This window comes from Amycolatopsis methanolica 239 (assembly GCF_000739085.1).
Classification (GTDB): Bacteria; Actinomycetota; Actinomycetes; order Mycobacteriales; family Pseudonocardiaceae; genus Amycolatopsis_E; species Amycolatopsis_E methanolica.
In genome coordinates this window covers 1,178,975-1,203,681 of the sequence record NZ_CP009110.1, presented here as the reverse complement: position 1 = coordinate 1,203,681, position 24,707 = coordinate 1,178,975, and the positions used below count along the sequence as shown (strand labels likewise).

At 71.4% G+C, this 24,707-nt stretch carries 23 protein-coding genes, 1 tRNA gene and 3 pseudogenes; 12 read left to right on the top strand and 15 right to left on the bottom strand.

Annotated elements, in window-relative coordinates; translation table 11 throughout:
• The 6 genes and pseudogenes from AMETH_RS05900 (at window position 1) to AMETH_RS05880 (ending at window position 4,523) form a co-directional block, all read left to right on the top strand.
• Window positions 1-1,548, top strand: a complete 1,548-nt coding sequence (locus AMETH_RS05900; protein ID WP_017987132.1) for a class I adenylate-forming enzyme family protein — start codon at window positions 1-3, stop codon at window positions 1,546-1,548.
• Complete coding sequence (locus tag AMETH_RS05895) at window positions 1,508-2,578, top strand: LLM class flavin-dependent oxidoreductase (RefSeq protein ID WP_323806982.1); 1,071 nt, start codon at window positions 1,508-1,510, stop codon at window positions 2,576-2,578. Before AMETH_RS05900 ends, AMETH_RS05895 begins: the two co-directional genes overlap by 41 nt.
• 724 nt (window positions 2,579-3,302) lie before the next feature.
• The gene (locus tag AMETH_RS05890; RefSeq protein WP_157628494.1) at window positions 3,303-3,605 is read left to right on the top strand and encodes a transposase; all 303 of its coding nucleotides are present in this window, start codon (window positions 3,303-3,305) and stop codon (window positions 3,603-3,605) included.
• A gap of 67 nt (window positions 3,606-3,672) precedes the next feature.
• Window positions 3,673-4,029 (top strand): IS3 family transposase, encoded by a 357-nt coding sequence (locus tag AMETH_RS35505; RefSeq protein ID WP_017987129.1) that lies wholly within the window; start codon window positions 3,673-3,675, stop codon window positions 4,027-4,029.
• A 21-nt stretch (window positions 4,030-4,050) separates the two neighbouring features.
• Window positions 4,051-4,158: pseudogene (locus AMETH_RS42380) on the top strand (IS3 family transposase); the annotation flags it as partial.
• Window positions 4,155-4,523 (top strand): acyl-CoA dehydrogenase family protein, encoded by a 369-nt coding sequence (locus AMETH_RS05880; protein ID WP_223843178.1) that lies wholly within the window; start codon window positions 4,155-4,157, stop codon window positions 4,521-4,523. The pseudogene AMETH_RS42380 and the gene AMETH_RS05880, both read left to right, overlap by 4 nt.
• A gap of 1,057 nt (window positions 4,524-5,580) precedes the next feature.
• On the opposite strand, the gene AMETH_RS05875 is transcribed toward AMETH_RS05880, so the two are convergent.
• From AMETH_RS05875 to AMETH_RS05865, 3 genes are all read right to left on the bottom strand, one after another.
• A tRNA-Ala gene (locus AMETH_RS05875) sits at window positions 5,581-5,653 on the bottom strand.
• 104 nt (window positions 5,654-5,757) lie between these two features.
• Complete coding sequence (locus tag AMETH_RS05870) at window positions 5,758-6,537, bottom strand: DsbA family protein (RefSeq protein WP_017987127.1); 780 nt, start codon at window positions 6,535-6,537, stop codon at window positions 5,758-5,760.
• A 5-nt stretch (window positions 6,538-6,542) separates the two neighbouring features.
• Window positions 6,543-7,049 (bottom strand): MauE/DoxX family redox-associated membrane protein, encoded by a 507-nt coding sequence (locus tag AMETH_RS05865; protein ID WP_017987126.1) that lies wholly within the window; start codon window positions 7,047-7,049, stop codon window positions 6,543-6,545.
• 119 nt (window positions 7,050-7,168) lie between these two features.
• Between AMETH_RS05865 and hrpB the strand changes: the two genes are divergently transcribed.
• Entirely contained in the window at window positions 7,169-9,532 is a 2,364-nt protein-coding gene (gene hrpB / locus AMETH_RS05860) for an ATP-dependent helicase HrpB (RefSeq protein WP_017987125.1), read from the top strand.
• Here hrpB and AMETH_RS05855 read toward each other — a convergent pair.
• Window positions 9,520-10,299 (bottom strand): hypothetical protein, encoded by a 780-nt coding sequence (locus tag AMETH_RS05855; protein WP_026153850.1) that lies wholly within the window; start codon window positions 10,297-10,299, stop codon window positions 9,520-9,522. The two genes, hrpB and AMETH_RS05855, sit on opposite strands and share 13 nt — an antisense overlap.
• 89 nt (window positions 10,300-10,388) lie before the next feature.
• Here AMETH_RS05855 and AMETH_RS05850 point away from each other — a divergent pair.
• A pseudogene (locus AMETH_RS05850) lies at window positions 10,389-11,280 on the top strand (ATP-binding cassette domain-containing protein).
• On the top strand, window positions 11,277-12,023 hold the full coding sequence (locus AMETH_RS05845; protein ID WP_017987122.1) for an ABC transporter permease: 747 nt from the start codon (window positions 11,277-11,279) through the stop codon (window positions 12,021-12,023). Before AMETH_RS05850 ends, AMETH_RS05845 begins: the two are co-directional and overlap by 4 nt.
• On the opposite strand, the pseudogene AMETH_RS05840 reads toward AMETH_RS05845, so the two are convergent.
• From AMETH_RS05840 to AMETH_RS05825, 4 genes and pseudogenes are all read right to left on the bottom strand, one after another.
• Window positions 11,969-12,581 (bottom strand): annotated as a pseudogene (locus tag AMETH_RS05840) (response regulator transcription factor); the annotation flags it as partial. The gene AMETH_RS05845 and the pseudogene AMETH_RS05840 overlap by 55 nt on opposite strands.
• Entirely contained in the window at window positions 12,578-13,135 is a 558-nt protein-coding gene (locus tag AMETH_RS05835; protein WP_156131610.1) for an ATP-binding protein, read from the bottom strand. The pseudogene AMETH_RS05840 and the gene AMETH_RS05835, both read right to left, overlap by 4 nt.
• 98 nt (window positions 13,136-13,233) lie before the next feature.
• On the bottom strand, window positions 13,234-14,487 hold the full coding sequence (locus AMETH_RS35500) for a sensor histidine kinase (protein WP_156131609.1): 1,254 nt from the start codon (window positions 14,485-14,487) through the stop codon (window positions 13,234-13,236).
• 42 nt (window positions 14,488-14,529) lie between these two features.
• Complete coding sequence (locus AMETH_RS05825; protein ID WP_017987120.1) at window positions 14,530-15,252, bottom strand: dienelactone hydrolase family protein; 723 nt, start codon at window positions 15,250-15,252, stop codon at window positions 14,530-14,532.
• Window positions 15,253-15,279: 27 nt separating this feature from the next.
• On the opposite strand from AMETH_RS05825, the gene AMETH_RS05820 reads away from it, so the two are divergent.
• Genes AMETH_RS05820 through AMETH_RS05810 form a run of 3 tightly spaced genes read left to right on the top strand, consistent with a single transcriptional unit; the run spans window position 15,280 to window position 16,501 of the window.
• Entirely contained in the window at window positions 15,280-15,489 is a 210-nt protein-coding gene (locus tag AMETH_RS05820) for a hypothetical protein (RefSeq protein ID WP_026153849.1), read from the top strand.
• The gene (locus tag AMETH_RS05815) at window positions 15,486-16,091 is read left to right on the top strand and encodes a hypothetical protein (protein ID WP_017987118.1); all 606 of its coding nucleotides are present in this window, start codon (window positions 15,486-15,488) and stop codon (window positions 16,089-16,091) included. Before AMETH_RS05820 ends, AMETH_RS05815 begins: the two co-directional genes overlap by 4 nt.
• A 53-nt stretch (window positions 16,092-16,144) precedes the next feature.
• Window positions 16,145-16,501 (top strand): VOC family protein, encoded by a 357-nt coding sequence (locus AMETH_RS05810; RefSeq protein WP_038531907.1) that lies wholly within the window; start codon window positions 16,145-16,147, stop codon window positions 16,499-16,501.
• Here AMETH_RS05810 and AMETH_RS05805 read toward each other — a convergent pair.
• The 7 genes from AMETH_RS05805 to hutH form a co-directional block, all read right to left on the bottom strand.
• Window positions 16,480-16,704, bottom strand: a complete 225-nt coding sequence (locus AMETH_RS05805) for a hypothetical protein (RefSeq protein WP_017987116.1) — start codon at window positions 16,702-16,704, stop codon at window positions 16,480-16,482. The two genes, AMETH_RS05810 and AMETH_RS05805, sit on opposite strands and share 22 nt — an antisense overlap.
• Before the next feature lie 11 nt (window positions 16,705-16,715).
• A complete protein-coding gene (locus tag AMETH_RS05800) occupies window positions 16,716-17,837 on the bottom strand; it encodes an inorganic phosphate transporter (protein WP_017987115.1) in 1,122 nt (373 codons plus the stop codon).
• A gap of 84 nt (window positions 17,838-17,921) precedes the next feature.
• Window positions 17,922-19,067: an imidazolonepropionase gene (gene hutI / locus AMETH_RS05795; RefSeq protein WP_017987114.1), complete on the bottom strand. Its 1,146-nt coding sequence runs from the start codon at window positions 19,065-19,067 to the stop codon at window positions 17,922-17,924.
• Window positions 19,055-20,332: a formimidoylglutamate deiminase gene (locus AMETH_RS05790; RefSeq protein ID WP_017987113.1), complete on the bottom strand. Its 1,278-nt coding sequence runs from the start codon at window positions 20,330-20,332 to the stop codon at window positions 19,055-19,057. The genes hutI and AMETH_RS05790 overlap by 13 nt, the downstream gene beginning before the upstream one ends.
• Complete coding sequence (locus AMETH_RS05785; RefSeq protein ID WP_017987112.1) at window positions 20,329-21,489, bottom strand: allantoate amidohydrolase; 1,161 nt, start codon at window positions 21,487-21,489, stop codon at window positions 20,329-20,331. Before AMETH_RS05785 ends, AMETH_RS05790 begins: the two co-directional genes overlap by 4 nt.
• Window positions 21,486-23,138, bottom strand: coding sequence for a urocanate hydratase (hutU, locus tag AMETH_RS05780; RefSeq protein ID WP_017987111.1), 1,653 nt, complete (start codon window positions 23,136-23,138; stop codon window positions 21,486-21,488). The genes AMETH_RS05785 and hutU overlap by 4 nt, the downstream gene beginning before the upstream one ends.
• Window positions 23,135-24,646: a histidine ammonia-lyase gene (gene hutH, locus AMETH_RS05775; RefSeq protein WP_017987110.1), complete on the bottom strand. Its 1,512-nt coding sequence runs from the start codon at window positions 24,644-24,646 to the stop codon at window positions 23,135-23,137. The genes hutU and hutH overlap by 4 nt, the downstream gene beginning before the upstream one ends.
• Between the last annotated feature and the right edge of the window lie 61 nt (window positions 24,647-24,707).

Genomic DNA, 24,707 nt, shown 5'->3' with positions numbered 1-24,707 from the left:
ATGCCGCAGACCGAGGAGACCTTCAGGTCCTTCTGGGAACGCCGGGTCGACGCGACCCCATCCGCGGATTTTCTCGTGTACGAGGGAACGCGGCAGACCTACGCGGAATTCGACCACTCGCTGAACTCGCTGGCTCACGGGTTGCTGGCGGCCGGGGTGCGTCAGGGCAGCCGGCTCGCCTATCACCTGCCCAACGGCCTGGACCTGCTGCGGGTGGAGCTGGCGGCGCAGAAGCTGGGCGCGGTCACCGTGCCGATGATCGCCGGGCTGACCTACCCGGAGATGACCTACATCCTGGAGCACGCCGAGCCCTCGCACCTGATTCTGGACGCGGCCGGGCAGCGCATCCTCACCGAGGGCGGCGGTATCGGTGCGCGGGACATCCGGGTCTTCGTCTTCGACGGGGATACGGCCGGCCTGGACACCGGCGAGAACCAGCGGCCGCCGGCACCCGATCTCGATCCCTTGGCACCGATGTCGATCCGCTACACCTCCGGCAGTACCGGCCGGCCCAAGGGCGTGATTCAGCCGTCCGCCGGTTTCGCCAGCGCCGGTCACGCGATCGCGAACCGGTTGTCGATCACCGGCGAGGACAACGTCTTCTCCGCGCTGCCGCTGTTCCACACCGCGGCCTCCCATATGATGCTCGCCCCGGCCGTCGCCGCGGGTTGTGCGTTCACCCTCGTCCCGCAGTTCAGCCGGACCGCGTTCTGGCAGCAGGTCCGGGACTCGGGCGGCACGATCACCTTGCTGATGCCGGCCCAGATCTCGATCCTGATGACCGCGGCCCCCGCACCCGGCGACCGGGACAACCCGCTCCGGCTGATCTTCTCGCATGTGCGGTCCGAGGAGTTCTGCACCAGGTTCGGGGTGGACATCTGCACGACCTGGGCGATGACGGAGACCTCGGGGATGGGCACGCTGACCCCGGCCGGATACGACTCCTACCGGCCCAAGCTCATCGGCCGCCCGATGCCGGACGACGCGGAGATCAAGATCGTCGACCCCGCCGGGGACGAACTCCCTCCGGGCGAGCCGGGAGAGCTATGTTTCCGGCATCCGCACGCGATGATCGAGTACTACCGGGACGAGCGCAACACCGCCGCGACACTGCGCGATGGCTGGGTGCACAGCGGGGATCTGTGTGCCATGGACGAAGCGGGTCAGGCGTATTTCCACGGACGGCTGAAGAACGTCATCAAGCGTGGTGGCGAGAACATCGCCGGGGAGGAGGTCGAGTTCACCATCATGGAACATCCCGCCGTGGAGGAATGCGTGGTCTGCGGTGTCGCCGACGAGATCTACACCGAGGAGGTGTGCGCCACCGTGGTGGTACGCGAAGGCTGCTCGCTGAGCGAGGCGGAGATCGTGCGGTGGTGTGCCCGGCACCTGTCGGACTGGAAGGTGCCCCGCTACCTCCGGCTGGTGCACACCCCATTGCCCAAGCTGGCCAACGGAAAGACCAACCGGGGCGTGGTCACCAGGAAGGCCGCGGACGATCTGGCCGATGCCTGGGATCGGCGGAACGAGGTGGCCATCGATGCCTGAGCCGGAGTTGTCCGCGTCGTTGATCTTCAGCCGGACGCCGCTCGCCGAGCTGGTCGGCCTGGCGCGGCGGTTGGAAGACGCCGGCTACCACCGGGTCTGCTTCGGGGAGGCCTGGCGGGAACCGGTGGTGCCGATGACCGCGACGCTCGCGGCCACGAGCCGGATCGGTGTGGGCTCGGCCATCTCGCAGATCTACCCGGTCAATCCGGTGGTCACCGCCCAGCAGGCGGCCCAGTTGCAGGAGCTGGGTGCCGGCCGGTTCACCCTCGGCCTGGGGCTGGGCGCGGGATTCGTCGTGGAACGGTGGTTCGGCGTGCCGTACGAGCGGCCGCTGCGGCGGACGAGAGAGTTCATCGAGGTCGTGCGGGGCGTGCTCGGTTCGGCGGAGCACGGGCCGTTCAGCTACGAAGGTGAGATCTTCCGCGTCCGTAAGTACCGGTTGCCCTTCGCCGAGCAGGCGGTCGGCGTGCCGATCCACCTTGCGGCGATCGGCCCGCGGATGCAGGAACTGGCCGGCGAACTCGCCGACGGGATCATCGTCGGCTCACTGCATTCGCCACGGTCCATGGAGGAGACGAAGAGGCGGATCGACATCGGTGCGGATCGTGCCGACCGCGACCCGAACGAGGTCGCCCTCTGGTACTACCTGACCTGCTGCGTGTCGAACGACTCCGAACGGGCCAGAGCGCTGGCCAGGCGGAGCCTGGTCTATCTCACCCAGTATCCGCATTACCGCTGCGTCTATGCCGAAGAAGGTTTCGGGGCGCTCGCCGAGCGGATCGCCGGGCTCGCCCGGGAGCGGGCGATGGAGCGGGCCGAAGCCGCGATCACCGACGAGATGATCGACCGCTTCTGCATTGCCGGAACGGTGGCGGAATGCCGGGATCAGCTACGCCGCTACGCCGGCTATCCCGGTTCTCCAGTGCTGCACCTGGTGCCCTTCCGGATCGAGGAAGACGAGGTCGTGGAATCCTTCCGGCTGGCAGCACAACTGGCGCAAGCCCCGGCAGGAGCACGGGCCACAACCTGAATTCGCCGGCGCTCGCGGGCGGCCGCGCACCCGCAGTGACCATTGCCACCGGAGCGGACGACGCCGGTGCGGGTGGTGCGTCGGTTGCGGAGTTCAAGCCGGTCATCGACACGATGCTCCGCGAGGACCCCGACGCACCACACGCAGCGCCAGCCCGGTCGACGAGCACGATGCAGGCGAGGTGTCGTACTCGCGGTGCCGGGATCACGTCGCCCGACGGCGCCCGGAGACCGCGATCCAGGCCGGCCGACAGTTCGGCGAGGGATTCGTGCCGCAGACCACGCGCCGGGCGCCTCGGGCCGGTGCGGTCAGCGCCACACTGCCGAGGCGCATCGGGATGGGGTTGCTGCAAGGCACCGGCGACGCGATCAAGATGATCGCCGCTCGCACCGGCATGAGCTATCAGCCGGTAGCTGCGCCTGGACCAGCAACCAGCTCGATCACGTCGCCACCGAACTGAACCACCGACCGCGTGTGTGTCTCAACCACAAGAACCCGGTGCTCGCCACGCGATGGGGATCTGACCGCATCACCCGATGGACAGGTACTTGGAATCCATAGAAACAACGCCCGATCTGCGTTGTTCCGCAGGTCGGGCGATCTTGAAAACTTGGGACTGGGAGCACGAGCAGGACGACAACGGACCTGGGGATGCCCCGTTTTGATGGACACCTGAGATCAGGGGGCATGCGCCTCCGGAAGGACGTCCCTCATCATGGACACCATGGGCAAGAAGAAGCCTCGACCTCGTCGTTCGTTCACGCGGGAGTTCAAGGCCGAGATCGTCGAGCTGTGCCAGCGCGGCGACCGTTCGGTCGGTCAGGTCGCGAAGGACTTCGACCTGACCGAGACCGCCGTCCGCCAGTGGGTCACCCAGACTGAGCTGGACGCGGGAACCCGCACCGACAGGCTGACCAGCGACGAACGGGACGAGCCGGCCCGGTTGCGACGGGAGAACCGCCGACTCTCGGAGGACGTGGAGATCCTCAAACGAGCGACAGCTTTCTCCGCGAAGGAGATCCGGTGAACGTGTACCCGTTCATCGAGGGGAGAACGCTGCCAAGGGTGGCAACGTCAAGCGCGCGTGCACCCTGTTGAAGGTCTCCCGAGCCGCCTACTACGCCCACCGCACCGCCGGACCGTCTACCCACGCACGGCAGGACGCAGAACTGACCGAGCAGATCGCTGCGATCCACGACGAGTCGAACGGCACCTACGGAACACCCCGGCTGCACGCCGAACTGCGCCACCGCGGGCGGCGGCAACCGGAACCCGGGGTGATCTTCCACTCCGATCGCGGCTGTCAATATACGTCTGCCCAGTTCGGTGCTCTCGCCGACCAGCACGGCGTGCGTTCGTCGGTGGGGCGTAAAGGACAGTGCTGGGACAACACCGTCGCCGAATCGTTTTTCGCCACCATCAAAGCGGAATCGATCGACCGGCGCGGTTGACCGACCCGGGTTGCCGCGCACAAGGCGATCTTCGGCTACATCGAAGGCTGGTACAACACCCACCGGCTGCACTCCAGCCTCGGCTACCCCAGCCCCAACACCTACGAAGCCACCCATCAGATAGCCTGACCACACCTCAACGACCCTGTCCGTCAAAACGGGTCAGCCCCACCCAGTTCCAGGACCTCCGGTTCAAGCTCACCCGCATGGCCGCCGACATCGAAGCGGCTCGCCAGCTGATGTACCACGTGGCCACGGAAATCGACTCTGACCGCCGCTGCGACCGCGAGGCCGCAATGGCCAAGTACTTCGCCAGCGAAATGGCCGAGCGGGTGACCAGCGAAGCCATGCAGATCCACGGCGGTGCCGGGTACACCACGGACTTTGCCGTGGAACGGCACTGGCGAGACGCCCGGCTGACTCGGATTTTCGAAGGTGCTAACGAAATCCAGCTCCGCGTGATCTCCAACGACACCCTCGGCCCCGCGAGCTGACTCGCGGAACGGACATCCCGCTGTAGCCGCAAAGCGGACACCGATCGACGCGGCCCTGGCCGTTCAGACGGATCGGCCGAGCCGCAGCTCGGACCGCATACCGATGGCGGCTGGCGCTGTGCCGAAGTCGACGCTGGGTGCGGAGTACTCTCCGGTGCCCGAGACCTGCACGGCTGCGCGCTGATTCATGTCAGGGCGGCAGCCCAGCGAAAGACGGTTCGACGGCATGCTGCGCCGACAGGGCGAGCCGAGCCGCGGTTCGAACGGCGCGGGCTGATTCGCCTGGGCAAGACCGCATCGAAGGTCCTGGCCTGCCCAGCCCGAGGTCGCCGGATCGCGTTGGGCTGCAGGTCGGTCAGCTATATGACCGTAATCGCGGCGCTGGGAGCAGGCCCCCTGCGTCGCGGGATGCATTTGAGGAAGATGCCGAGGAATCGGCCGCGCCGACCAGTCTTCGCGTGGGCGGCGACCGGGCGAGCGACGGGACCCGGGGGAGGCGCTTTCTTCTTTGGCCGCTTCCCGTTCGAGGATCGTGGCAGCCTGCTCGGCACGGTCGCCCCTCGCGCAGCAACGGAAAGCGTCGCCGGCATACCGATGCACCAGTAATCGCGGAGTGAGGTTTGGCCAGACCGAGTTGCCGCTCCTCGCGCAGGTGGCTAGGCATGATCCGCATGAGTCCGGCCGACTGTGCGCAGTCGAATGTCGCCTCCTCGAGCGCAAAATGAGACGACTCCTTGTCGGCCAGGACCGCCGCCTGGTCCCCACACAATCGGGGCGGACGAAGCCATCACTGCCTGCGGACACTGACCGAGCACCGCGACGACCTCGTCGGTCGGACCGGTTCACGATCTGGCGAAGAAACTTGCGTAGATCGCCCGATCGGCTACATGTCCTGGAGCAGCGCGTGCACCCGACCCGAAATGGGGTCAGGGCCTGCTCCAGTCTTGCTCCAGTTACTGAACGGTAGCTGAAGTTACGCTTGAAACTCAAGATCCGGCAGGACGAAAAAACCGCCCTACCTGGATCTTCGGATCCGGTGGGCGGTGTTTCGTCACGGTGGAGCTAAGGGGACTCGAACCCCTGACCCCCACACTGCCAGTGTGGTGCGCTACCAGCTGCGCCATAGCCCCGGAGCGAAGGTGTACTCCGCATCTCGTCTGCGACTACTTTACATGACACCGGGATGGCCGTTGCACGGGGGGTCGGTCATGCGGGACCGGCCCCCCGCGGCGACTCATCCGGCCTGGTTGACCAGGTTCGTCAGCCAGCCGTCCTGCGTCCAGTTGATGACCTGGCCGTTGTGCATGACCGTGGGGGTGCCCTGGAAGTTCGGGGCCTTCGAGACCTCGGTCAGCGCGTCGTCGAGCTGCTGGTTGTAGGTGCCGCCGTTCACGCACGTCGCGAACTCGGGCGCGCTGATGCCCAGGTCCTGGCCCAGTTTGATCAGCTGGGCCTTGTCATAGCCGCGCTTGCCCTCCTCCGGCTGGGAGGCGAACAGGCTGTCGTGGAAGGGCGTGAACTTGCCCTGGTCCGCCGCGCACAGGGAGGCGTTCGCCGAGTCCAGCGAGTAGCCCGCCGGGTCCGACCGGTTGTTCAACAGCGGGATCATGTGGTACGTGACCTGCACGTTCCCAGCCTTGATCTGATCCTCGATCTGCGTGCCGTACTTCTGCTGGAGCTGCGCGCAGTAGGGGCACAGGAAGTCGGCCCAGATGTCGAGCTTCACCTTGGCGTCGGCCTTGCCCGAGACGACCGTGGCGCCCTGGCGCTCGTCCGCGGTGTCCAGCGCCGCCGACGCCGTCTGGGGTGTGATGGTCGTGCCCTCGGTCTCGTTCTTCGACGCGTTCGTCCAGATCACCCCGCCGATGACCACCGCGGCCAGCACCACCACCGCGACCACCGACACGATCGTCTTCCGGCTGGGGCCGCCACCACCGCGGGCCTGGGTCACCGCCCTGGCCGCCGCGGACTGCTGCTGGCGGCGCTTGCGCGCGGACCGTTCCGCTCCACCCACGTTCTTCAGATCCTCTCTTCTTCCAGCTCGACCTGCGGCGCGCCGCCGCGGAGCCAGCGGTCCAGCGCGAACCGGCTCGCCGGGCGCACGACCAGCCAGCAGGCCAGGACCAGGAAGCCCACGTCACGGGCGATCTCCTGGGGGTACCGGGTCTGCCCCGCCGCCACCTCGCCACCGCCGCCGAAACAACCGCAGTCGATGGTCAGGCCCCGCGCCCACGACTGGGCCACCCCGGCGATGAACACCAGCAGCAGCACGGCCGAAGCGACGGCCACCCAGCGCGTGGCGAGCCCGAGCAGCAGGAAGGCGCCCAGGACCAGCTCCAACAGCGGCAGCGCGGTCGCCACCGGGTGCAGCAGCGCGTCGGGCAGGACGTCGTAGGCCTTGACGGCCAGGTACGTCTGCCCGGAATCGCTGATCTTGGCGATCCCGGAGACCAGCCACACCGCGGCCAGGCCGAGCCGCACGAGGGTGCCGACGGCGTCGAGCACGGAGGGGGACGGGCGGAACACGGACCCAGGCTAGCGGCCTGCCCTGAGAAACCTGTGAGTTCCGGGGCCGGCGGGCGAATCCCATACGTCCGGGTGACCGGGGACTCAGCCACCGCCCACCGTCTACGGTTGCTCACGCCATGAACCTGCCCGATCTCCCTGTCCGCGCGGTCCTCGGCGAACTCGCCGCCGCCCTGGCCGATCACGGCACCGCGGTGCTGGTCGCACCGCCCGGCACCGGCAAGACGACGCTCGTCCCGCTGGACCTGATGGACCGGGCCGACGGCCGCGTCGTGGTGGCCGAGCCGCGCCGCCTCGCCGCGCGCGCGGCGGCCTCCCGGATGGCCGCGCTGCTCGGCGAACCGGTGGGCGAGACCGTCGGCTACTCCGTGCGCGGCGACCGGAAGGTGTCGAAGCGCACGCGCGTCGAGGTGGTCACCTCCGGCCTGCTGGTCCGGCGGGTGCAGAACGACCCGGAACTGCCCGGTGTCGCGACCGTGCTGCTCGACGAGTGCCACGAGCGGCACCTGGACGCCGACCTGCTGCTCGCCCTCCTGCTGGACGTCCGTGCCGGGCTGCGGGACGACCTGCGCCTGCTCGCGACGTCGGCCACCGTCGCGTCCGGACGGCTCGCGGACCTGCTCGGCGGGGCGCCGGTGGTCACCGCGCAGGCGCGCACCTACCCCGTCGAGACGACCTACGTCCCGCCCGCCCGCGGCGAGCGGATCGAAGCGTGCGTCGCCCGGGCGGTGCGCAGGGCGCTCGCCGACGGCGACGGCGACGTCCTGGCGTTCCTGCCCGGAGTGGGCGAGATCGCCCGGGTCAGCGCGATGCTCGAGCTCCCCGGCGTGAACGTGCTGCCGCTGCACGGCCGCCTCGCGCCTGGCAGGCAGGACGCGGCGCTGCGCCCCGGCGACCGCCGCCGCGTGGTGCTGGCGACCGCGGTGGCCGAGTCGAGCCTGACCGTGCCGGGTGTGCGGGCGGTCGTCGACTCCGGGCAGGCGCGCGTGCCGCGGGTGGACCACCGCCGAGGCCTGCCCGGCCTGGCGACCGTCCGGGTGTCGGCGGCCGTAGCCGAGCAGCGGGCTGGCCGGGCCGGGCGGGAGGCGCCCGGCCGGGCGTACCGCTGCTGGCCGCAGCACGAGCAGGCCGGCCTGCCCGCCTACCCCGAACCGGAGATCCGCACCGCCGAACTGGCCCGGCTCGCGCTGGAGCTGGCCTGCTGGTCGACGCCCGACGGCGCGGGCCTGTCCTGGTGGGATCCGCCACCGGACGGGCCGCTCGCCGCCGGCCAGGACCTGCTCCGCACGCTCGGCGCCCTGGAGGGCAACACCGTCACCGAACGCGGCCGGCGCATGGCCGAGCTGGGCCTGCACCCACGCCTCGCCCGCGCGCTGCTCGACGGGGCCGCCCAGGTCGGCGCCCGTTGCGCAGCCGAGGTGGTGGCGCTGATGGACGCCGGTGGCACGCTCGCCGATGTCGAGGCCGAGTTGCGCCGCCTGCGTGAGGACCGCGGATCACGCTGGCACACCGAGGTCGGGCGCCTGGAGCGGCTGGTGCCCGGCGGCCCGGACGCGCCCGACCCGGCGCTGGTGGTCGCGCTCGCCCACCCGGAGCGGCTCGCCCGGCGGCGGGGGCCGGATTCGCCGGTCTACCTGATGGCCGGTGGCACCGCCGCCGAACTGCCCGCCGGCGGGGGGCTCGGTGACGCGGAATGGCTCGCCGTTGCCGAGGCGACGCGTGACCCCGGCCGCGCGCACGGCGTGATCCGGCTCGCGGCGCGCGCGGACGAAGGGCTCGCGGTGCGGGCTGCCCCGAACGTGGTGACCGAACACGACGACGTGTCCTGGAACGGGGACGTGGTGGCGCGGCGGGTCCGGCGGCTGGGCGCGATCGTCCTGCGTGACCGGCCGCTGCGGGACCCGGACCCCGCTCTCGTGCGCGAGGCCCTGCTGACCGGCCTCCGCGACGGGAACGTCCTGACGTGGACGACCGAGGCCGAGCGCCTGCGGGCGCGGATCGCCTTCCTGCACGACGTCCTCGGCAACCCCTGGCCGGCCGTGGACGACGGCGCGCTGTTGTCCAGAGTGGACGAGTGGCTGGAGCCGGAGCTGTCCCGCTCTCGCCGTCGCGCCGACCTGGCCCGGATCGACACCGCCTCGGCGTTGCGCCGTCTGCTGCCCTGGCCGGAGGCCGGGCGGCTGGACGAACTGGCGCCGGACCGGATCGAAGTGCCCTCCGGGGCGCGGTTGCGGCTCGACTACTCGACCGGACGGCCGGTGCTCGCGGTGAAGCTGCAGCTCGCGTTCGGGTGGCGGGAAACCCCGACGGTCGCAGGCGGGCGCGTACCGGTGGTGCTGCACCTGCTCTCCCCGGCCGGCCGGCCCGCCGCTGTCACCGGCGATCTGGAGTCGTTCTGGGCGAACGGTTATCCGGCTGTGCGGGCGGAGCTGCGCGGGCGCTACCCCAAACACGCCTGGCCTGCGGATCCTCAGTCGCCGTAGGACCGCTCCGGCCGGGCAGGCAGGTCGCGCTCGAGCTCCTCGTCCTCCTCCTCGTGCAAGCCGAGCACCACCGCCTGCCGGATCTGCTCGCGGTTCTCCCGCACGACGTGGGCGAAGAACGCTTCCGTCCGCGGGTCGATCAGCACCTCGAGCATGACCCGCATCGTCGTGTCCACAAGGGAGTGGAGGATCTCGTCGTGGAACGGGAGCCGGGACAGCCTGCCAGCCTGCGGGTCGTCCTTGATCTTCTCGGTGATGATGGCGCGCAACGTCTCCCGGTTCTCGCCCAGTGACCTGGCCAGGTTTTCCGGGTAGTTGCCGGTCTCGATGACCTTGACCACCTCGTCGAGCACGGCGATGGTGATCGGTTTCTTGATGGCCAGCACGATCGGCCGGGACATGCGCTCGACCAGGCGCTGGGTGAACAGTTCGCCGAACGCGCGGTCGGCCGTGCGCGCCAGCCGCACGATCACCATCACGATCCGGAGCAGGCGGAAGCTGCGCAGCGCGGGGTGCGCGATCGGGATCATGCCCAGGATCTCGTACCAGTTGCGCAGCGGAAAGCGCTTGTCCCACCCAGCGCGCGACCACCGCCAGAGGAACTCGATCAGGAACACCCCGCAGATCGAGGTGTCGATGACGAAGATTCTGTGCGCCGTCTCGGGCGAGTGCGGGAAGAACGTGACGTAGACGACCAGGCCGACGGACACGACCGCCAGCGCCAGCATCGCCCCGTCGAGCGGGCTCACCCTTCGCCGGGAAATCATGGGGCGCATTCTGCCCTGCCGAAAGTGCAGGTGCGTGGGTGACCTTCGGCCGATGCGTCCCGGCGTGTCCGGTTCCTACCGTCGACCCCATGATCACGGTACGCGCGCTGACGAAGCGCTTCGGCGGGAGAACCGCCGTCGACCAGCTCACCTTCGCGGTGCCGCCAGGCAAGGTGACCGGGTTTCTCGGCCCGAACGGCGCAGGCAGGTCGACCCGATGCGCATGGTGCTGGGGCTGGGCCGCCCGACGGCAAGCGGTACGGGGACCTGCGGTGGCCACTGCGGACGGTGGGCGCGCTGCTGGATGCCAAGGCACTCCACCCTGGCCGCTCGGCGGCCAAGCACCTGCTGGCGATGGCGCGCAGCAACGACATCCCGGACCGCCGCGTCGAGGACCTGCTGGCCACCGTCGGGTTGTCGGACGTCGCGGGGAAGCGGGCCGGCCAGTTCTCGCTCGGCATGGGGCAACGGCTCGGCATCGCCGGGGCGCTGCTCGGCGACCCCGGAGTGCTGCTGTTCGACGAACCGGTGAACGGTCTCGACCCCGACGGGGTCCGCTGGGTGCGGCAGCTGATGCGCTCGCTCGCCGCTGAGGGCCGGACGATCCTGGTCTCCAGCCACCTGATGAGCGAGATGCACCTGACCGCCGACCACCTCCTCGTCATCCGAAAGGGACGCCTGCTGGCCGACGCGCCGCTGGGTGAGCTGCTCGCCGATGGATCGGTGGTGCGGGCGCGGTGCGCGGAACCCATCGGCCGTGCGCGGCTGGCCGCCCAGTTGCCCGGCGCGCGGGTCGAGGGTGACTCAGTGCTCGTGACCGGCGCGACGGTGGAGTCGATCGGCGACCTGGCCTTCGAGCTGGGCGTCCGGCTGCACGGGTTGAGCGAGGAACGGGCGTCGCTGGAGCAGGCGTACATGGAATTGACCGCGGACGCGGTCGAGTACGGCGCGGACTCCGCGCGGAAGGCTGGTGTGCGATGACGACAACCGCGGCGATCCGCTCGGAGTGGGTCAAGATCTGGTCCGTGCGCTCGACCTTCTGGGGTCTGGCCGGCGCGGTGGTGCTGATGCTCGTGTTCGTGCTGCCGTCGGCCACTTCCGTGACCTACACCAGCACCCAGGAGTCGGCGCCGGACCTGGTGGCGGGTGGGAGCTTCTACCTCGCCGAGTTCGCGGTGATCGCGCTGGCGAGCTTGTTCATCGCAGGTGAGTACGCGACCGGGAGCATTCGCGGGACGTTGCAGTGGGTTCCCGTCCGGAGCCGGTTCCTGGCCGCGAAGGGCGCGGTGCTGGCTCCGGTGTTGCTCGTGCTCGGCGTGGTGGCCGCGGCGGTGGCGATCGCGGTGGCGACGCCGTTGATGGACGGCTTCGGGCGTGCCGCGTCGACCGGCGAGATCATCCAGGCGTGCGTGGCCAACGGGGCTTTCTTCGCGCTCACCGGTTTGCTCAGCCTCGGGATCGGGACGGCGCTGCGCAGCGTGGCGGGCAGCATCACGGTGGCGTTCCCGGTGATGCTGATGACCGCGAGGGTGGCCGGTTCGCTGGGGCTCGGGGTCGTGAACTTCATGCCCGGTGTCGCGGGCGCTGCCGCGCTCGTGCCGTTCGGGCAGCCGAACCCGGTCTCCGGGCTGGTCCCGCCGTACCCGTCGTGGGCCGGGCTGCTGATCCTCGCCGCCTGGACCCGGTTGCGGACGTCGAGCCTGCCGAGGATCGTGCTGACGTAGGCCTTCACGGTGCCCTCGACCACGAACAGCCGCTCGGCGATATCCGCATTGGACAGTCCGGCGGCGACGAGGGCGAGCACCTCGCGTGCGGTCAGGACGGTGATGCGGTCCCGGGTCACCGCGGCCCGGGACATGCGGTCGCCGGACAGCTGGGCGATCACCCGCTGCGCGACCTTGGGTGACAGGAAGGCCGCGCCGTCGGCGACGGCGCGGACTCCGGCGAGCAGTTCGCGGGGGTCGCCGGACTTCAGCAGGAACCCGCTGGCGCTACCGGCGAGGGCGCGCTCGATGTAGGCGTCCTCGCCGAAGGGTGGTCAGCATGATGACGCCGGTGCCGGGCAGCAGGCCGCGGATCTCCTCGACCGCGGCGAGGCCGCCGAGGCGGGGCATGCGGATGTCGACGAGCGCGACATCCGGGCGGGTGCGCCGGGCCTGCTCGACGGCCTCGCGGCCGTCCCCCGCCTCGGAGACGACCTCGATGTCGTCGTCCGCGGACAGGATGGCGGCGACGCCGGCTCTGATCATGGCCTCGTCGTCGGCCAGCAGCACACGGATCACGTCGGAACCTCTCCTCGGTCACTGTCGTCGGTCAGGAGATCTTTGCTCACGAGCCGGTCGCCCGCGGAGCAGAGCCGGTACGCGTCGAGCCGGAACTGGGTGATGCTGCGACCGGTGCCGTAGTACTCGCACGTCAGACCCGGCGGCTCGGGCGCGCTGACGTGCGGGCCGCGTTGCCGTTGCGGCAGGACGGTGGCGATCTCAGCGCGGGCCTGGCCGGGGCGCAGCTGCTCGTAGTCGGCGGGGTCCAGCACGGAGGTCTGCCACTCGTACAGGTAGACCGTGCCCACCACACCGAGGAGCCCCGCCATGATCGACGGCGGCACGATCAACGCGGCGAGCTGTCGCCGGCGCACCTCGCGCCGGGCCTGGACGTGCCTGCGGGCGGACCCGGACTGCACGGGCTGGACGGGCGCGGGCGCGGAGGCGTGCGGGAGCCGGGCCACCACCTCGAAACCGCCGTCGCGCGGTCCTGCCCGGAGGGTGCCGCCGAGCAACCGGACGCGCGCCCGCAACCCTTCGAGCCCCTGGCGCCCGGAAACAGTGCCCGGCAACGGCCCGGCGGGCGGCGGCCCGTTGCACGCCCGGACGACGGTTTACTGGTGTGCGCGGGAGATGGTGACGGTGACCCGGGCGCCGGGGGCGTGCTTGGTCACGGTGGTGAGCGCCTCCTGGACCACGCGGTAGGCGGCGCGCTCGACCATCGGCGGTTCCGCGGTTGGTCCCTCCGAAGAGGACGATGCACTGGGAGCCGGTGATGGGTTGTCGGTGTCTGGCGCGAGCGGTGGAGCAGCATCCGCACCCGAGGCATGCAGCGTCGAACCGCCAAACGGAACGGAACCGGTGCCCGGAACCGCGCCGACGCCCGAAGAGGCATCGGCGTGCGTAGCGGCGACCGGCCGGGATCGAGCGACGGCCTGCGGTGGGTGGGCATCAGCAAGCCGTGGAGCGACGGCCTGCGGTGGAGCGGCACCAGCCAGCCCTGGACCGACGGCCCCCGGCACGGTCGCACCAGCCAGCCGTGGAGCGACAGCCTGCGGTCGTGCCGCGGCCTGCGGTCGAGCGACGGCCTGCGTCGGGCCCCGGCGCTTTCCCCTGCAACCACTGCCTCTTCCGAGAAGTCGATGTCCAGTCCGGACGCCCGGGCGCACTCGACCAGTGCCGGCACGCCGCCCTGGACCGGGTCGACCGGTGGGGCGTCTTCGCGCAGCACACCAATGAGCTCACGCAGCCGCTCGGTGGCCGCGGCGGCGCTTTCGCGCAGTGCCTTGGCTTCTGCGCTCCCCGACATCTCCAGCGCGGCCGCGCGCAGGGCGATCAGGCTCAGTTCGTGGCCCAGCGAGTCGTGCATGTCGCTGGCGATGCGGGCCCGCTCACGCAGCCGGGCCTCCTCCGCCACGATCCGTTGCCGCAGCTCCAGTTCCTCCGCGCGCTGCCACCCGGAGCGCACCAGGTCGTCCCGCGTGCGCATGTACCGGCCGAGCTGCCAGGGCAGCACCGCGGCGAACAGCATCACCCCGATCACCGCGCCCCAGTCGGCCATGGCGTGCCTGCCGATCGCGAGCGACAGCGGGACGCCGATGCCCCCGACCGTCAGGAACGTGACCAACGCGGGACGCACCGACTCCATCCGCCGCCCGGCCAGGCAGGCGAACGGCACCATGAGCAGCACCGGCCACACCGGAACGCGCCCGCCGAAGCTGAACATCATGGCGAGACTCGACGCCACCGCCGCGGTCAGCGACAACCACGGGCTGCGCCGGGCGGTGGCGACCGCGACCACGATCGCCACCATCCCGCCGATCATCTCCCACGGCTGGGCGTTGCGCCTGCTCTCGTACAGCAGCAAGGCGACGACCGGCGCCCCGGCGAGCACCTCCGCTGTTCTTCCCCAGAATCTCCCCACGGGAGGGAACGGTACCGACCAAGGTGGAGGGACGGCATCTATCTAAAGACAGGTTTTCGTGGTCACGCGGATGAATTCCAGGACCTGCGGCCAGGAGATCGCGAACGCCTCCGCGTTGACCGGCTCCCCGTGCCGCGTCTTGTTGGCGAAGCCGTGCTCGGCGGCCGGATACACGTGAATCAGGCTCGGGCCGGTGTCCCGCGCCTGCAACGCCGACTGCAGCTCGTCGAAGCGCGAGCGCGGGACCAGTTCGTCGGCCGTCGGGTACATCGTCATCACCGGCGCCTTGATCAGCCCGGCGTGGGCGATCGCGTCCATCGTGTGGTTCGGCGGCGTCTCCCCCGGCACCGTCGGGTGGTAGGCCACGACGTTCGCCACCCGGTGATCCTTGCCACCCAGGATCAAGGCGAACCGCCCGCCGAGGCACCACCCGATGACGCCCGCCTTGACGCAGCCCAGCTCGCCGAGGAGGTGGTCCAGCAGCTGCGTCTGCTCGTCCAGCGCGATCGCGTCGTCGAGTTCGGGCATCTTCGCCAGCAGGTCCGGCATCGACGTGTCGTCGCTGCTCGGACCGTGGAACGGGTCCCACACCAGCGCGGTGACGCCGATCGCGGCGATCGCCCCGGCCCACTCGCGCAACTGCTCGCCGATGCCGGTGACCATCGGCAGCAGCAGCATCCCGGACTCGCTGCCGCCGGCAGGCCGCGCGAGGTAGGCGTTGAGGCCGTTGACGGTGAGCCGTGACGTTTCGATGTCCTGTGTCATGCCGCGACATTAGGCATGATGATCGGCATGGCCGAACGCACCCTGGCCGAGCAGCTCGGCGCCGAACCGCCCGCGGGCGTCGCCGCGCTGGACCCGGCCCACCAGCAGGATCTCGCCGACGCCGTGCGCGCCGCCCGGCGCCGTCAGGCGGCGGTGCTGGCCAAGGCGGGCAACGATGCGCTGAAGTTCGTGCCCGCCCTGCTGCGGCCCGCCGTCCGGAAGGCCGTCGGCCTGTGACGCCCCAGGAAGCGGAGATCCACAAGCTCGCCCGCGTGCTCGGAGTCGGCGCGGAACGCCTCGGCTACCTCGCCGCCGTGCCGGTCGAGGACCTCCGTGAGCTGCGGGAACGCGCCTCGACGGTGCTGTTCGACGCGCACCTGAGCGTGCTGGAACGGATGGCCGGCGCGAGCAAGCTGCTGCCCACCCCGGTGCTGGCCAAGATGGCCGAGCGCGTGTTCGGGCCGCTGCTCGCCGCGCGCATCGCTGGGCTGGTGGAAGCCTCCCGCGGAGCGGAGATCGCCGGACGGCTGTCCCCGGCTTTCCTCGCCGACGTGGCCGCCGAACTGGACCCGCGGCGGGCGCGCGGGATCATCGCGAAGCTGCCCGCGGGGGTGGTCGTCGCGGTCGCGCGTGAGCTGAGCAGGCGGCGGGACTGGATCACCATCGCGCGGTTCGTCGACCACCTGCCGGACGCGACGATCGTGACCAGCCTGGAGTTCATCCCGGACGCCGCGCTGCCCGAGGTCGCCGCGCTGCTCGACGACCCGGCCAGGATCACCAAGGTGCGCGACCTGCTGCCGCCGGAGCGGCTGGCCGCGCTGCCGGAGCACCTGCGCTGACCGTTCCCATTCGTCCAAGCCGGCGGCCCTCCGCGGGCACCACCATGGACGGCATGATCCAGCGGATAGTGCCCTACCTCACCACGACGGACCCCGCTCCGGTGCGGGACTTCTACGTCGGCGTCCTCGGCCTCGATGTGGCCATGGAGGACCCGGTGCTCAACCTGCGCTCGCCCGGCAACCCGGCCGCGCAGATCATCGTCCAGCGGCCCGGGTCGCCCGAACCGCGTTTCGGCATCGACGTGGGCACTCCGGACGCCGTCGACGCGTCCCACGCCGAAGCCGTCGCCAGAGGCCTGCACGTCGTCTACCCGCTCACCGACGAGGCGTGGGGTGTGCGGCGCTTCTTCGTCGCCGATCCGAGCGGCTCAGTGGTGAACGTGCTCGCTCACGCGGTGACGATGAGGTAGATGCCGTAGAGCACGACGGCCGCGCACGCGGCGAAGCAGACGCCCGCCGTCACCGCGCCCGCCGTGCCGCTCGCGCCCGTCTCCCTGGCGTCGGCACGGGCGGCGACACCGCGGACGCCGACCGCGAACAGCCCGGTCACCACGGCCACCGCCGCCAGTGCCGTCACGAACACGCTGCCGAGCGCAGCCCAGTCGATGTGCACGGAAAGCCTCCTCAGACCGCCACCGGAACGGCTTGCTCGGGCTCGGCCACGGACTGCGGCGTCACCGGGTTGCGCCGCGACCACAGCCAGATGCCCAGCGCCGCCGCGACCAGCACCAGGCCGACGACCACAGTGCCGACGGTGCCCATGGTCGCGACCTTCGCCGCGACCGCGCCGACCGCGGCCGCAGCGGGCAGGGTCAGCAGCCACGCCAGCACCATCCGGCCCGCGACGCTCCAGCGCACCTCGGCCAGCCGTCGTCCGACGCCGGATCCGATGATGCCGCCCGAGCAGACGTGGGTGGTGGACAACGCGAACCCGAGGTGCGAGGACGCCAGGATCGTGGCGGCCGCGCTGGTCTCGGCGGCGAACCCCTGCGGTGTCTGGACGTCGGTGATCTTGCGGCCCATCGTGTGGATGATCCGCCAGCCGCCCATGTAGGTGCCCAGCGCGATCGCCAGCCCGGCGCTGAGCACGACCCACAGCGGCGGTCCGGACCCGGCGGCCAGCGCGCCGGAGGAGATCAGCGTGAGCGTGATGACCCCCATCGTCTTCTGCGCGTCGTTCGTGCCGTGCGCGAGTGAGACCAGCGACGCCGACAGCACCTGCGCGCGCTTGAACGACTTGCTCACCACGTCCTGCCGCACCTTCGCGGTGATCCGGTAGACGAGGTAGGTGCCGACGATCGCGACCAGCCCGGCCACCAGCGGCGAGGCCACCGCGGGGATCAGGACCTTCTGCACGACCTGCGCGAAGTGCACCGCGTCGGCTCCGGAGGCGACCCAGGTGGCGCCGATCAGGCCGCCGAACAGGGCGTGCGAGGAGCTGGACGGCAGGCCGACCAGCCAGGTCACCAGGTTCCACAGGATCGCACCGACGAGTCCGGCGAAGACGACCACGGGGGTGACCTTCGCGTCGTCGACGATGCCGCCGGAGATGGTTCTGGCGACCTCGACCGACAGGAACGCGCCGATCAGGTTGAGAATGGCGGAGATCGTGACCGCGACCTTGGGTTTCAAGGCGCCGGTCGCGATGGAGGTGGCCATGGCGTTGGCGGTGTCGTGGAAACCGTTGGTGAAGTCGAAGGCCAATGCGGCGACGATGACCACCAGGACGATCAGCGAGAGGTCCACACCTCCCACGGTACCTTTCGGGTGAACGATCACCCACCTCGGCCGAGGAACTCGCGGTGAACCGTGACCTCGGAGTGATTTGCCTTACGCCACACGGGAACCGCGTCGCCAGACCCGCCAGGTCAGGGGCACGCCGGGCCGGTAGGCGAGGTGCGTCCGGGACGGCGCGTCGAGCACGTGCAGGTCGGCTCGCGCGCCCGGGCGGAGCACGCCGACGTCGGTGCGGCGGAGGGCCCGCGCCCCACCGAGGGTCGCCGCGCGCACTGCCTCTGCCACGGACAGGCCCATCTGCAGGACGGCGGTCGCCACGCAGAAGCCCATCGACGTGGTGTACGAACTGCCCGGATTCGCGTTGGTGGCCAGTGCCACCGTGGCTCCCGCGTCGAGCAGCCTGCGGGCGGGCGCGAGCGGTTGGCGGGTGGACAGGTCGCAGGCGGGCAACAGGGTCGCGACGGTGTCCGACGACGCGAGGGCCTCGACATCCGAGTCGGACAAATGGGAGCAATGGTCGACACTGGCCGCACCCATCCGGACCGCGAGCCGCACCCCCGGCCCGGGGCCGAGCTGGTTGCCGTGCACCCGCAGACCGAGGCCGCGCCGCGCGGCGGCCCGCAGGACCCGCTCCGACTGGGCCTCGTCGAACGCGCCCGTCTCGCAGAACACGTCCGCCCAGCGCACCGACCCCGCCACGGCGTCCAGCATCTCCCCGCAGACAAGATCCACATAGGACGCCGCGTCCGCGCCGGGCGGCACCAGGTGGGCGCCGAGGAAGGTGACCTCGTCGGCGACCGCGGCGGCGATGCGGGCGGCGCGGACCTCGTCGGCCACGGTCAGCCCGTAGCCGGTCTTGGTCTCCAGGCAGGTCGTGCCCTGGCGCACGGCCTCGGACACGTGCCGCCGCAGGTTGGCGGTCAGTTCCGCGTCGGTCGCCGCGCGGGTCGCGTCCACCGTGACCGCGATGCCACCCGCAGAGTAGGGCTGACCAGCCATCCTGGCCTCGAACTCGGCGGTGCGGTCGCCGGCGAACACGAGGTGCGTGTGGCTGTCGACCCAGCCGGGCAGCGCGGCGCGGCCCTCGACGTCGATCCGCTCGTCGGCGTCCGGCGCGGCCGCGGCAGGGCCGACCCAGGCGATGGCGGGGCCGTCGAAGACGATCGCGGCGCCGGTGAGCGTGCCGAGTTCGTCGTCGTTCGTGGTCAGCTCGCCGATGCCGGTGATCAGGACTGCCACAGCGCCGCCACCTCCTCGGCCAGCACCGTCGCCGGGCGGTCGACCAGCCGGTGCGCCCGGTCCCGCACGATCCACCGGCCCCCAACAAGGACGTCGGTCACGTCGGCGGCCGAGGCGGCGAACACGGCGCCTGCCGGCTCGGTTCCCGCCGTGCGGACCGAGTCCAGTGCGACGACGACCAGATCGGCGGGCTCCCCCGCGGCCAGCCGCCCACCGTCGCGTCCGATCGCGGCGTGATGGGTGCCCGCGGCCACCAGTTCGGCGGCGCCGAAGCGCCCGCGCGCCTCCGACGCGAGCCGTTCGTGCAGTTCGAGCGCGCGCAGCTCCTCGAACGGGTCGATCACGGCCTGGCTGTCGCTGCCGAGGCTGAGCCTTACGCCCGCGTCCGCCAGGCGTCGTGCCTCGCCGATGCCGTCGCCGAGGTCGCGTTCCGTGGTCGGGCAGAAGCAGACCTGCGACAGCAGTCCGAGGTCCGTGGCCGTCAGGTGGGTGCCGTGCACCGCGACGGTGTCCTGGCCCAGGACGCCGGCGCGGTCCAGCAGTTCGGCCGGGGTGCAGCCGTGGTGTGCGAGGCAGTCCTCGTTCTCGGCGCGTTGTTCGGACAGGTGGACGTGCAACGGGCCGTCCCAGTCGGCGAAGAACGGCAGCTGCTCGGCCGGGACCGCCCGCACGGAGTGCACGGCCGCCCCGACCAGCGCCGAGTCCGGTTTCAGTGCGGCCACGCGCGTGGCCCAGCCGTCCACGTCCCCGTCGCCGAACCGCAGTTGCACGCCGGACAGCTCGCGCGCGAAGCCGCCGGTGAGGTAGCAGGTGTCCAGCAGGGTGAGCCGGATGCCCGCGTCCTCGGCCGCCTGGACCAGGGCGTGGCCCATCGCGTTCGGGTCGGCGTAGCGCCGCCCGCCCGGCGCGTGGTGGAGGTAGTGGAACTCGCCCACAGCCGTGTACCCGGCGAGCGCCATTTCGGCGTAGACGGCCCGCGCGAGCCGGTGGTAGGAGTCCGGGTCGAGTCGCTCGGCCAGCGCGTACATCCGCTCGCGCCAGGTCCAGAACGTGCCGCGGTCGTGGTGCGTCCGGCCACGCAGGGCCCGGTGGAACGCGTGCGAGTGCCCGTTGGCGAAACCGGGCAGCACGAGCCCGGGCAGTGCGCTTCCTTGGCGTGGCGCGCCGGGGCTGACGTCGGTGAAGACGCCGTCGGTGATCTCCAGGCGCACCGCGGAAGCGACGCCCTCCGGCAGCCACGCGTGCTCGGCCCACAAGGTCGTCATGTCGACAACGCCTCCAGCACCCGGGTGAGCGCGACCACGCCCTCCTCGACGTCGGCGTCCTCGGCGAACTCCTCCGGCGCATGGCTGATCCCGGTCGGGTTGCGCACGTAGAGCATCGCGGTCGGCACGTGCGCGGCGAGGATCGCGGCGTCGTGCCCGGCGCCGGTGGGCAGTTCGGGAGCGTTCAGCAGGCCGGTCAGGCGGTCGCGCAGCCCGGCGTCGAACGTGACGGTGCAGCCGTAGGACTCTTCGCTGACGGTGACCGCGCACCCTTCCGCGGCCGCTGCCTGCTCGGCCGCCTCAGTCAGCTCCGCGACCACTTCGCGGCTGTTCCCCCGTGCGTCCAGCCACAGGTCCACGGTGGACGGGATGACGTTCGTCCCACCCGGGTGCGGCACGAGCCGGCCCACCGTGGCCCGGGTGTCCATTGTGGATGCGATTTTGCGAGCCGCCAGCACGGTTTCCGCCGCCGGCAACATCGGGTCCCGGCGATCGCGCAAAATTGTCGTACCCGCGTGGTTCCCTTGTCCGGTGAACGAGAACCGCCACCGCCCGTGCTCCAGGACCGTGCTGCCGACGCCCACCGGCACGTCCAGCCCCCGCCCCTGCTCGACGTGCAGTTCGACGAACGTGCCGATGCGGCCGAGGGCAACGTCGTCACGCCCCAAGTGCCGCGGATCCACACCCGCCTCCGCGGCTGCCTCGGCGAGCGTCGTCCCGTCCGGATCGCGCAGAGCACGCGCCCGGCCCGGGTCGAGGGCACCGGTCAGCAGCCGTGAGCCGAGGCAGGGCACGCCGAACCGGCCGCCCTCCTCCTCGGCGAAGACGACCACCGCGAACGGCTTCGCGGGGCGGAAACCATCGTCCTGCAACCGGGAGACGGCCGCCAGCGCGCTGACCACGCCGAGCGGTCCGTCGAAGGCGCCGCCGCCGGGCACCGAGTCGAGGTGGCTGCCGGTCACCAGCGCGTCCGGCCCCTGCGCGCCCCACCACGCCCACAGGTTCCCGTTGCGGTCGGTCTCGACGTCCAGCCCGCGCCGCCCGGCCTCCTCCCGGAACCACTCGCGCATCTCGGTCTCGGCGCGGTCGAACCCGTGGCGCGCGTATCCTCCGCCGGGGGCACGGCCGACATCGGCGAGATCGTCGAGCAGGCTCACGCCTCCTCCCGCATCGGCACGCGCACGCCCCGGTCCCGCGCCACCTCGGCCGCACGCTGGTACCCGGCGTCGACATGCCGGATCACGCCCATGCCGGGGTCGTTGGTCAGCACCCGTTCGATCTTCTGCGCGGCCAGCGGCGTGCCGTCGGCCACGCACACCTGACCCGCGTGGATCGAGCGGCCCATGCCGACGCCCCCGCCGTGGTGCAGCGACACCCAGCTGGCGCCGGAGGCGGTGTTGACCAGCGCGTTGAGCACTGGCCAGTCGGCGATGGCGTCCGAGCCGTCGGCCATCGCCTCGGTCTCGCGGTACGGGGAGGCCACGCTGCCGGCGTCGAGGTGGTCGCGGCCGATCACCACCGGCGCGCTCAGCTCACCGGAAGCCACCATCTCGTTGAACCGCAGCCCGGCGAGGTGCCGTTCGCCGTAGCCGAGCCAGCAGATGCGTGCCGGAAGCCCTTGATACGCCACCCGTTCGCCGGCTAGCCGGATCCACCGGGTGAGGGTCTCGTTGTCCCCGAACAGGTCGAGGACGGCGCGGTCGGTCGCGGCGATGTCCGCCGGGTCGCCGGAGAGCGCGGCCCAGCGGAACGGTCCCTTGCCCTCGCAGAACAACGGACGGATGTAGGCGGGCACGAAACCCGGGTAGTCGAAGGCCCGCTCACAGCCGCCGAGTTTCGCCTCACCACGTAAGGAGTTGCCGTAGTCGAACACTTCAGCACCGGCGTCCAGGAAACCGAGCATCGCGCCCACGTGCTCGGCCATCGACTCGCGCGAGCGGTCGGTGACCTCGTCGGGCTTCTCGGACGCGTAGTCGTGCCAGTCGGCGACGTCGACGCCGATCGGCAGGTAGGCGAGCGGGTCGTGCGCGGAGGTCTGGTCGGTCACGATGTCCGCCTCGAGCCCGCGGCGCAGCAGCTCGGGCAGCACCTCGGCGGCGTTGCCGATCACGCCGACCGACACGGCCTCGCCGGCCTTCTTCGCCCCGGCGACCCGGCGCACGGCGGCGTCCACATCGGACGCGAGCTCGTCGAGGTACCGGGTCTCCAGGCGACGGCGGGCTCGGGCGGCGTCGCATTCGACGACCAGCGCGGCGCCACCGTTCATGGTGATCGCGAGCGGTTGCGCGCCACCCATGCCGCCCAGCCCGGCGGTCACAGTGAGCGTGCCGCGCAGGGTGCCGCCGAACCGTTTCTCCGCCACGGCGGCGAACGTTTCGTAGGTGCCCTGCAGGATGCCCTGCGTGCCGATGTAGATCCAGGACCCGGCGGTCATCTGCCCGTACATCGTGAGGCCGAGCTTCTCCAGCCGACGGAACTCGGGCCAGGTCGCCCAGTCCCCGACCAGGTTCGAGTTCGCGATCAGCACGCGGGGGGCCCACTCGTGCGTGCGGAACACGCCCACCGGCTTGCCGGACTGCACCAGCAGGGTCTCGTCCTGCTCGAGCCCGGTGAGGCAGCGGGTGATCGCGTCGAAGCTCGCCCAGTCGCGGGCGGCCTTGCCGGTGCCGCCGTAGACGACCAGGTCCTGCGGGCGCTCGGCGACCTCGGGGTCGAGGTTGTTGTGCAGCATCCGCATCGCGGCTTCGGTCTGCCAGTTCTTGGCCGTCAGCGTGGTCCCGCGGGCGGCCCGGACGGTGCGGCTCATGCTTTCTCCAGTGCGGTGAGAGCGGCTCCCGAACGGACGAGTTCCTCGGCGGCCGCGATTTCCGGGGCGAGGTGGCGGTCCGGTCCCGGCGGTGCGACGCGTTCCCGGAGCAGGTCGCGCACCGCGGCGGTGACCGGCGCGGGGCGCAGGGGCGCGCGGAAGTCGAGCGCGCGGGCCGCGGTCAGCAGCTCGATCGCCAGCACCGAGGTCAGCCCGTCGACCGCGCGGCGCAGTTTTCGCGCCGCGGCCCAGCCCATCGAGACGTGGTCCTCCTGCATGGCGCTGCTGGGGATCGAGTCGACCGACGCCGGGACGGCCAGCCGCTTCAGCCCGCTGACAATCGCGGCCTGCGTGTACTGGGCGATCATGTGGCCGGAGTCGACGCCCGGGTCGTCGGCGAGGAACGCGGGGAGACCGTGCGAGCGGGACACGTCGAGCATCCGGTCGGTGCGGCGCTCGGCGATGCTCGCGACATCGGCGACCGGGATGGCGAGGAAGTCCAGCACGTAGGCCAGTGGCGCGCCGTGGAAGTTTCCGTTCGACTCGACCCGGCCGTCGGCGAGGACTACCGGGTTGTCGATGGCGGCGGCGAGTTCCCGGTCGGCGACCAGCTCGGCGTGCGCGACGGTGTCCCGGGCCGCGCCGTGCACCTGGGGCGCGCAGCGCAGCGAGTAGGCGTCCTGCACCCGGGTGCACTCCGGGCCGCGGTGGCTGGCGACGATCTCCGAATCCGCGAGCGCGGCGAACATCCGGCGCGCGGAGCGGGCCTGCCCGGGATGCGGGCGCAGCTGCTGCAGGTCGGCCGCGAACGCCCGGTCGGTGCCGAGGAGGGCCTCGACGCTCATCGCGGCCGTGAGGTCGGCGGTGTCGAGCAGGCGGTTCAGGTCGTCCAGGGCGAGGACGAGCATGCCGAGCATCCCGTCGGTGCCGTTGGTGAGGGCCAGCCCCTCCTTCTCGGCGAGGGTCACCGGCGCGATCCCGGCCTCGGCGAGGGCCTGCGCGGCGGGACGGCCGTCGAGCACCTCGCCCTCGCCCATCATCGCCAGCGCGACGGCCGCGAGCGGCGCGAGGTCGCCCGAGCAGCCGAGCGAGCCGTGCTCGTGGACGACCGGGACGATGCCGGCGTTGAGCATCCCAGCCAGCGCGTCCGCGGTCGCCGGGCGGACGCCGGTGTGCCCGGAGGCGAGGGTGCGCAGGCGCAAGAGCATGAGGGCGCGCACGACCTCCGCCTCGACGGCGGGACCGGTGCCGGCGGCGTGCGAGCGGATCAGGGAGCGTTGCAGCGCGGTGCGGCGGTCGGGCGGGATGTGCCGGATCGCGAGTGCGCCGAAGCCGGTGGAGATGCCGTAGGTCGGCTGGTCGGCGTCGGCGAGGGCGTCGATGTGGCGGCGGGTCTCGCCGAGCGTCTTGCGGACCTCGTCGGCGAGCTCGACCGTGGCGCCGTGCCGCGCGACGGCGACGACCTGCTGCCGGTCGAGTGGCCCGGAGTCCAACCGCACTGTGCTCATGTCGTCATTGCACTCCGTCGCGGGGGCGGCCGGGGGTCCCCGCGGGGTGGTTGTGTCTGGT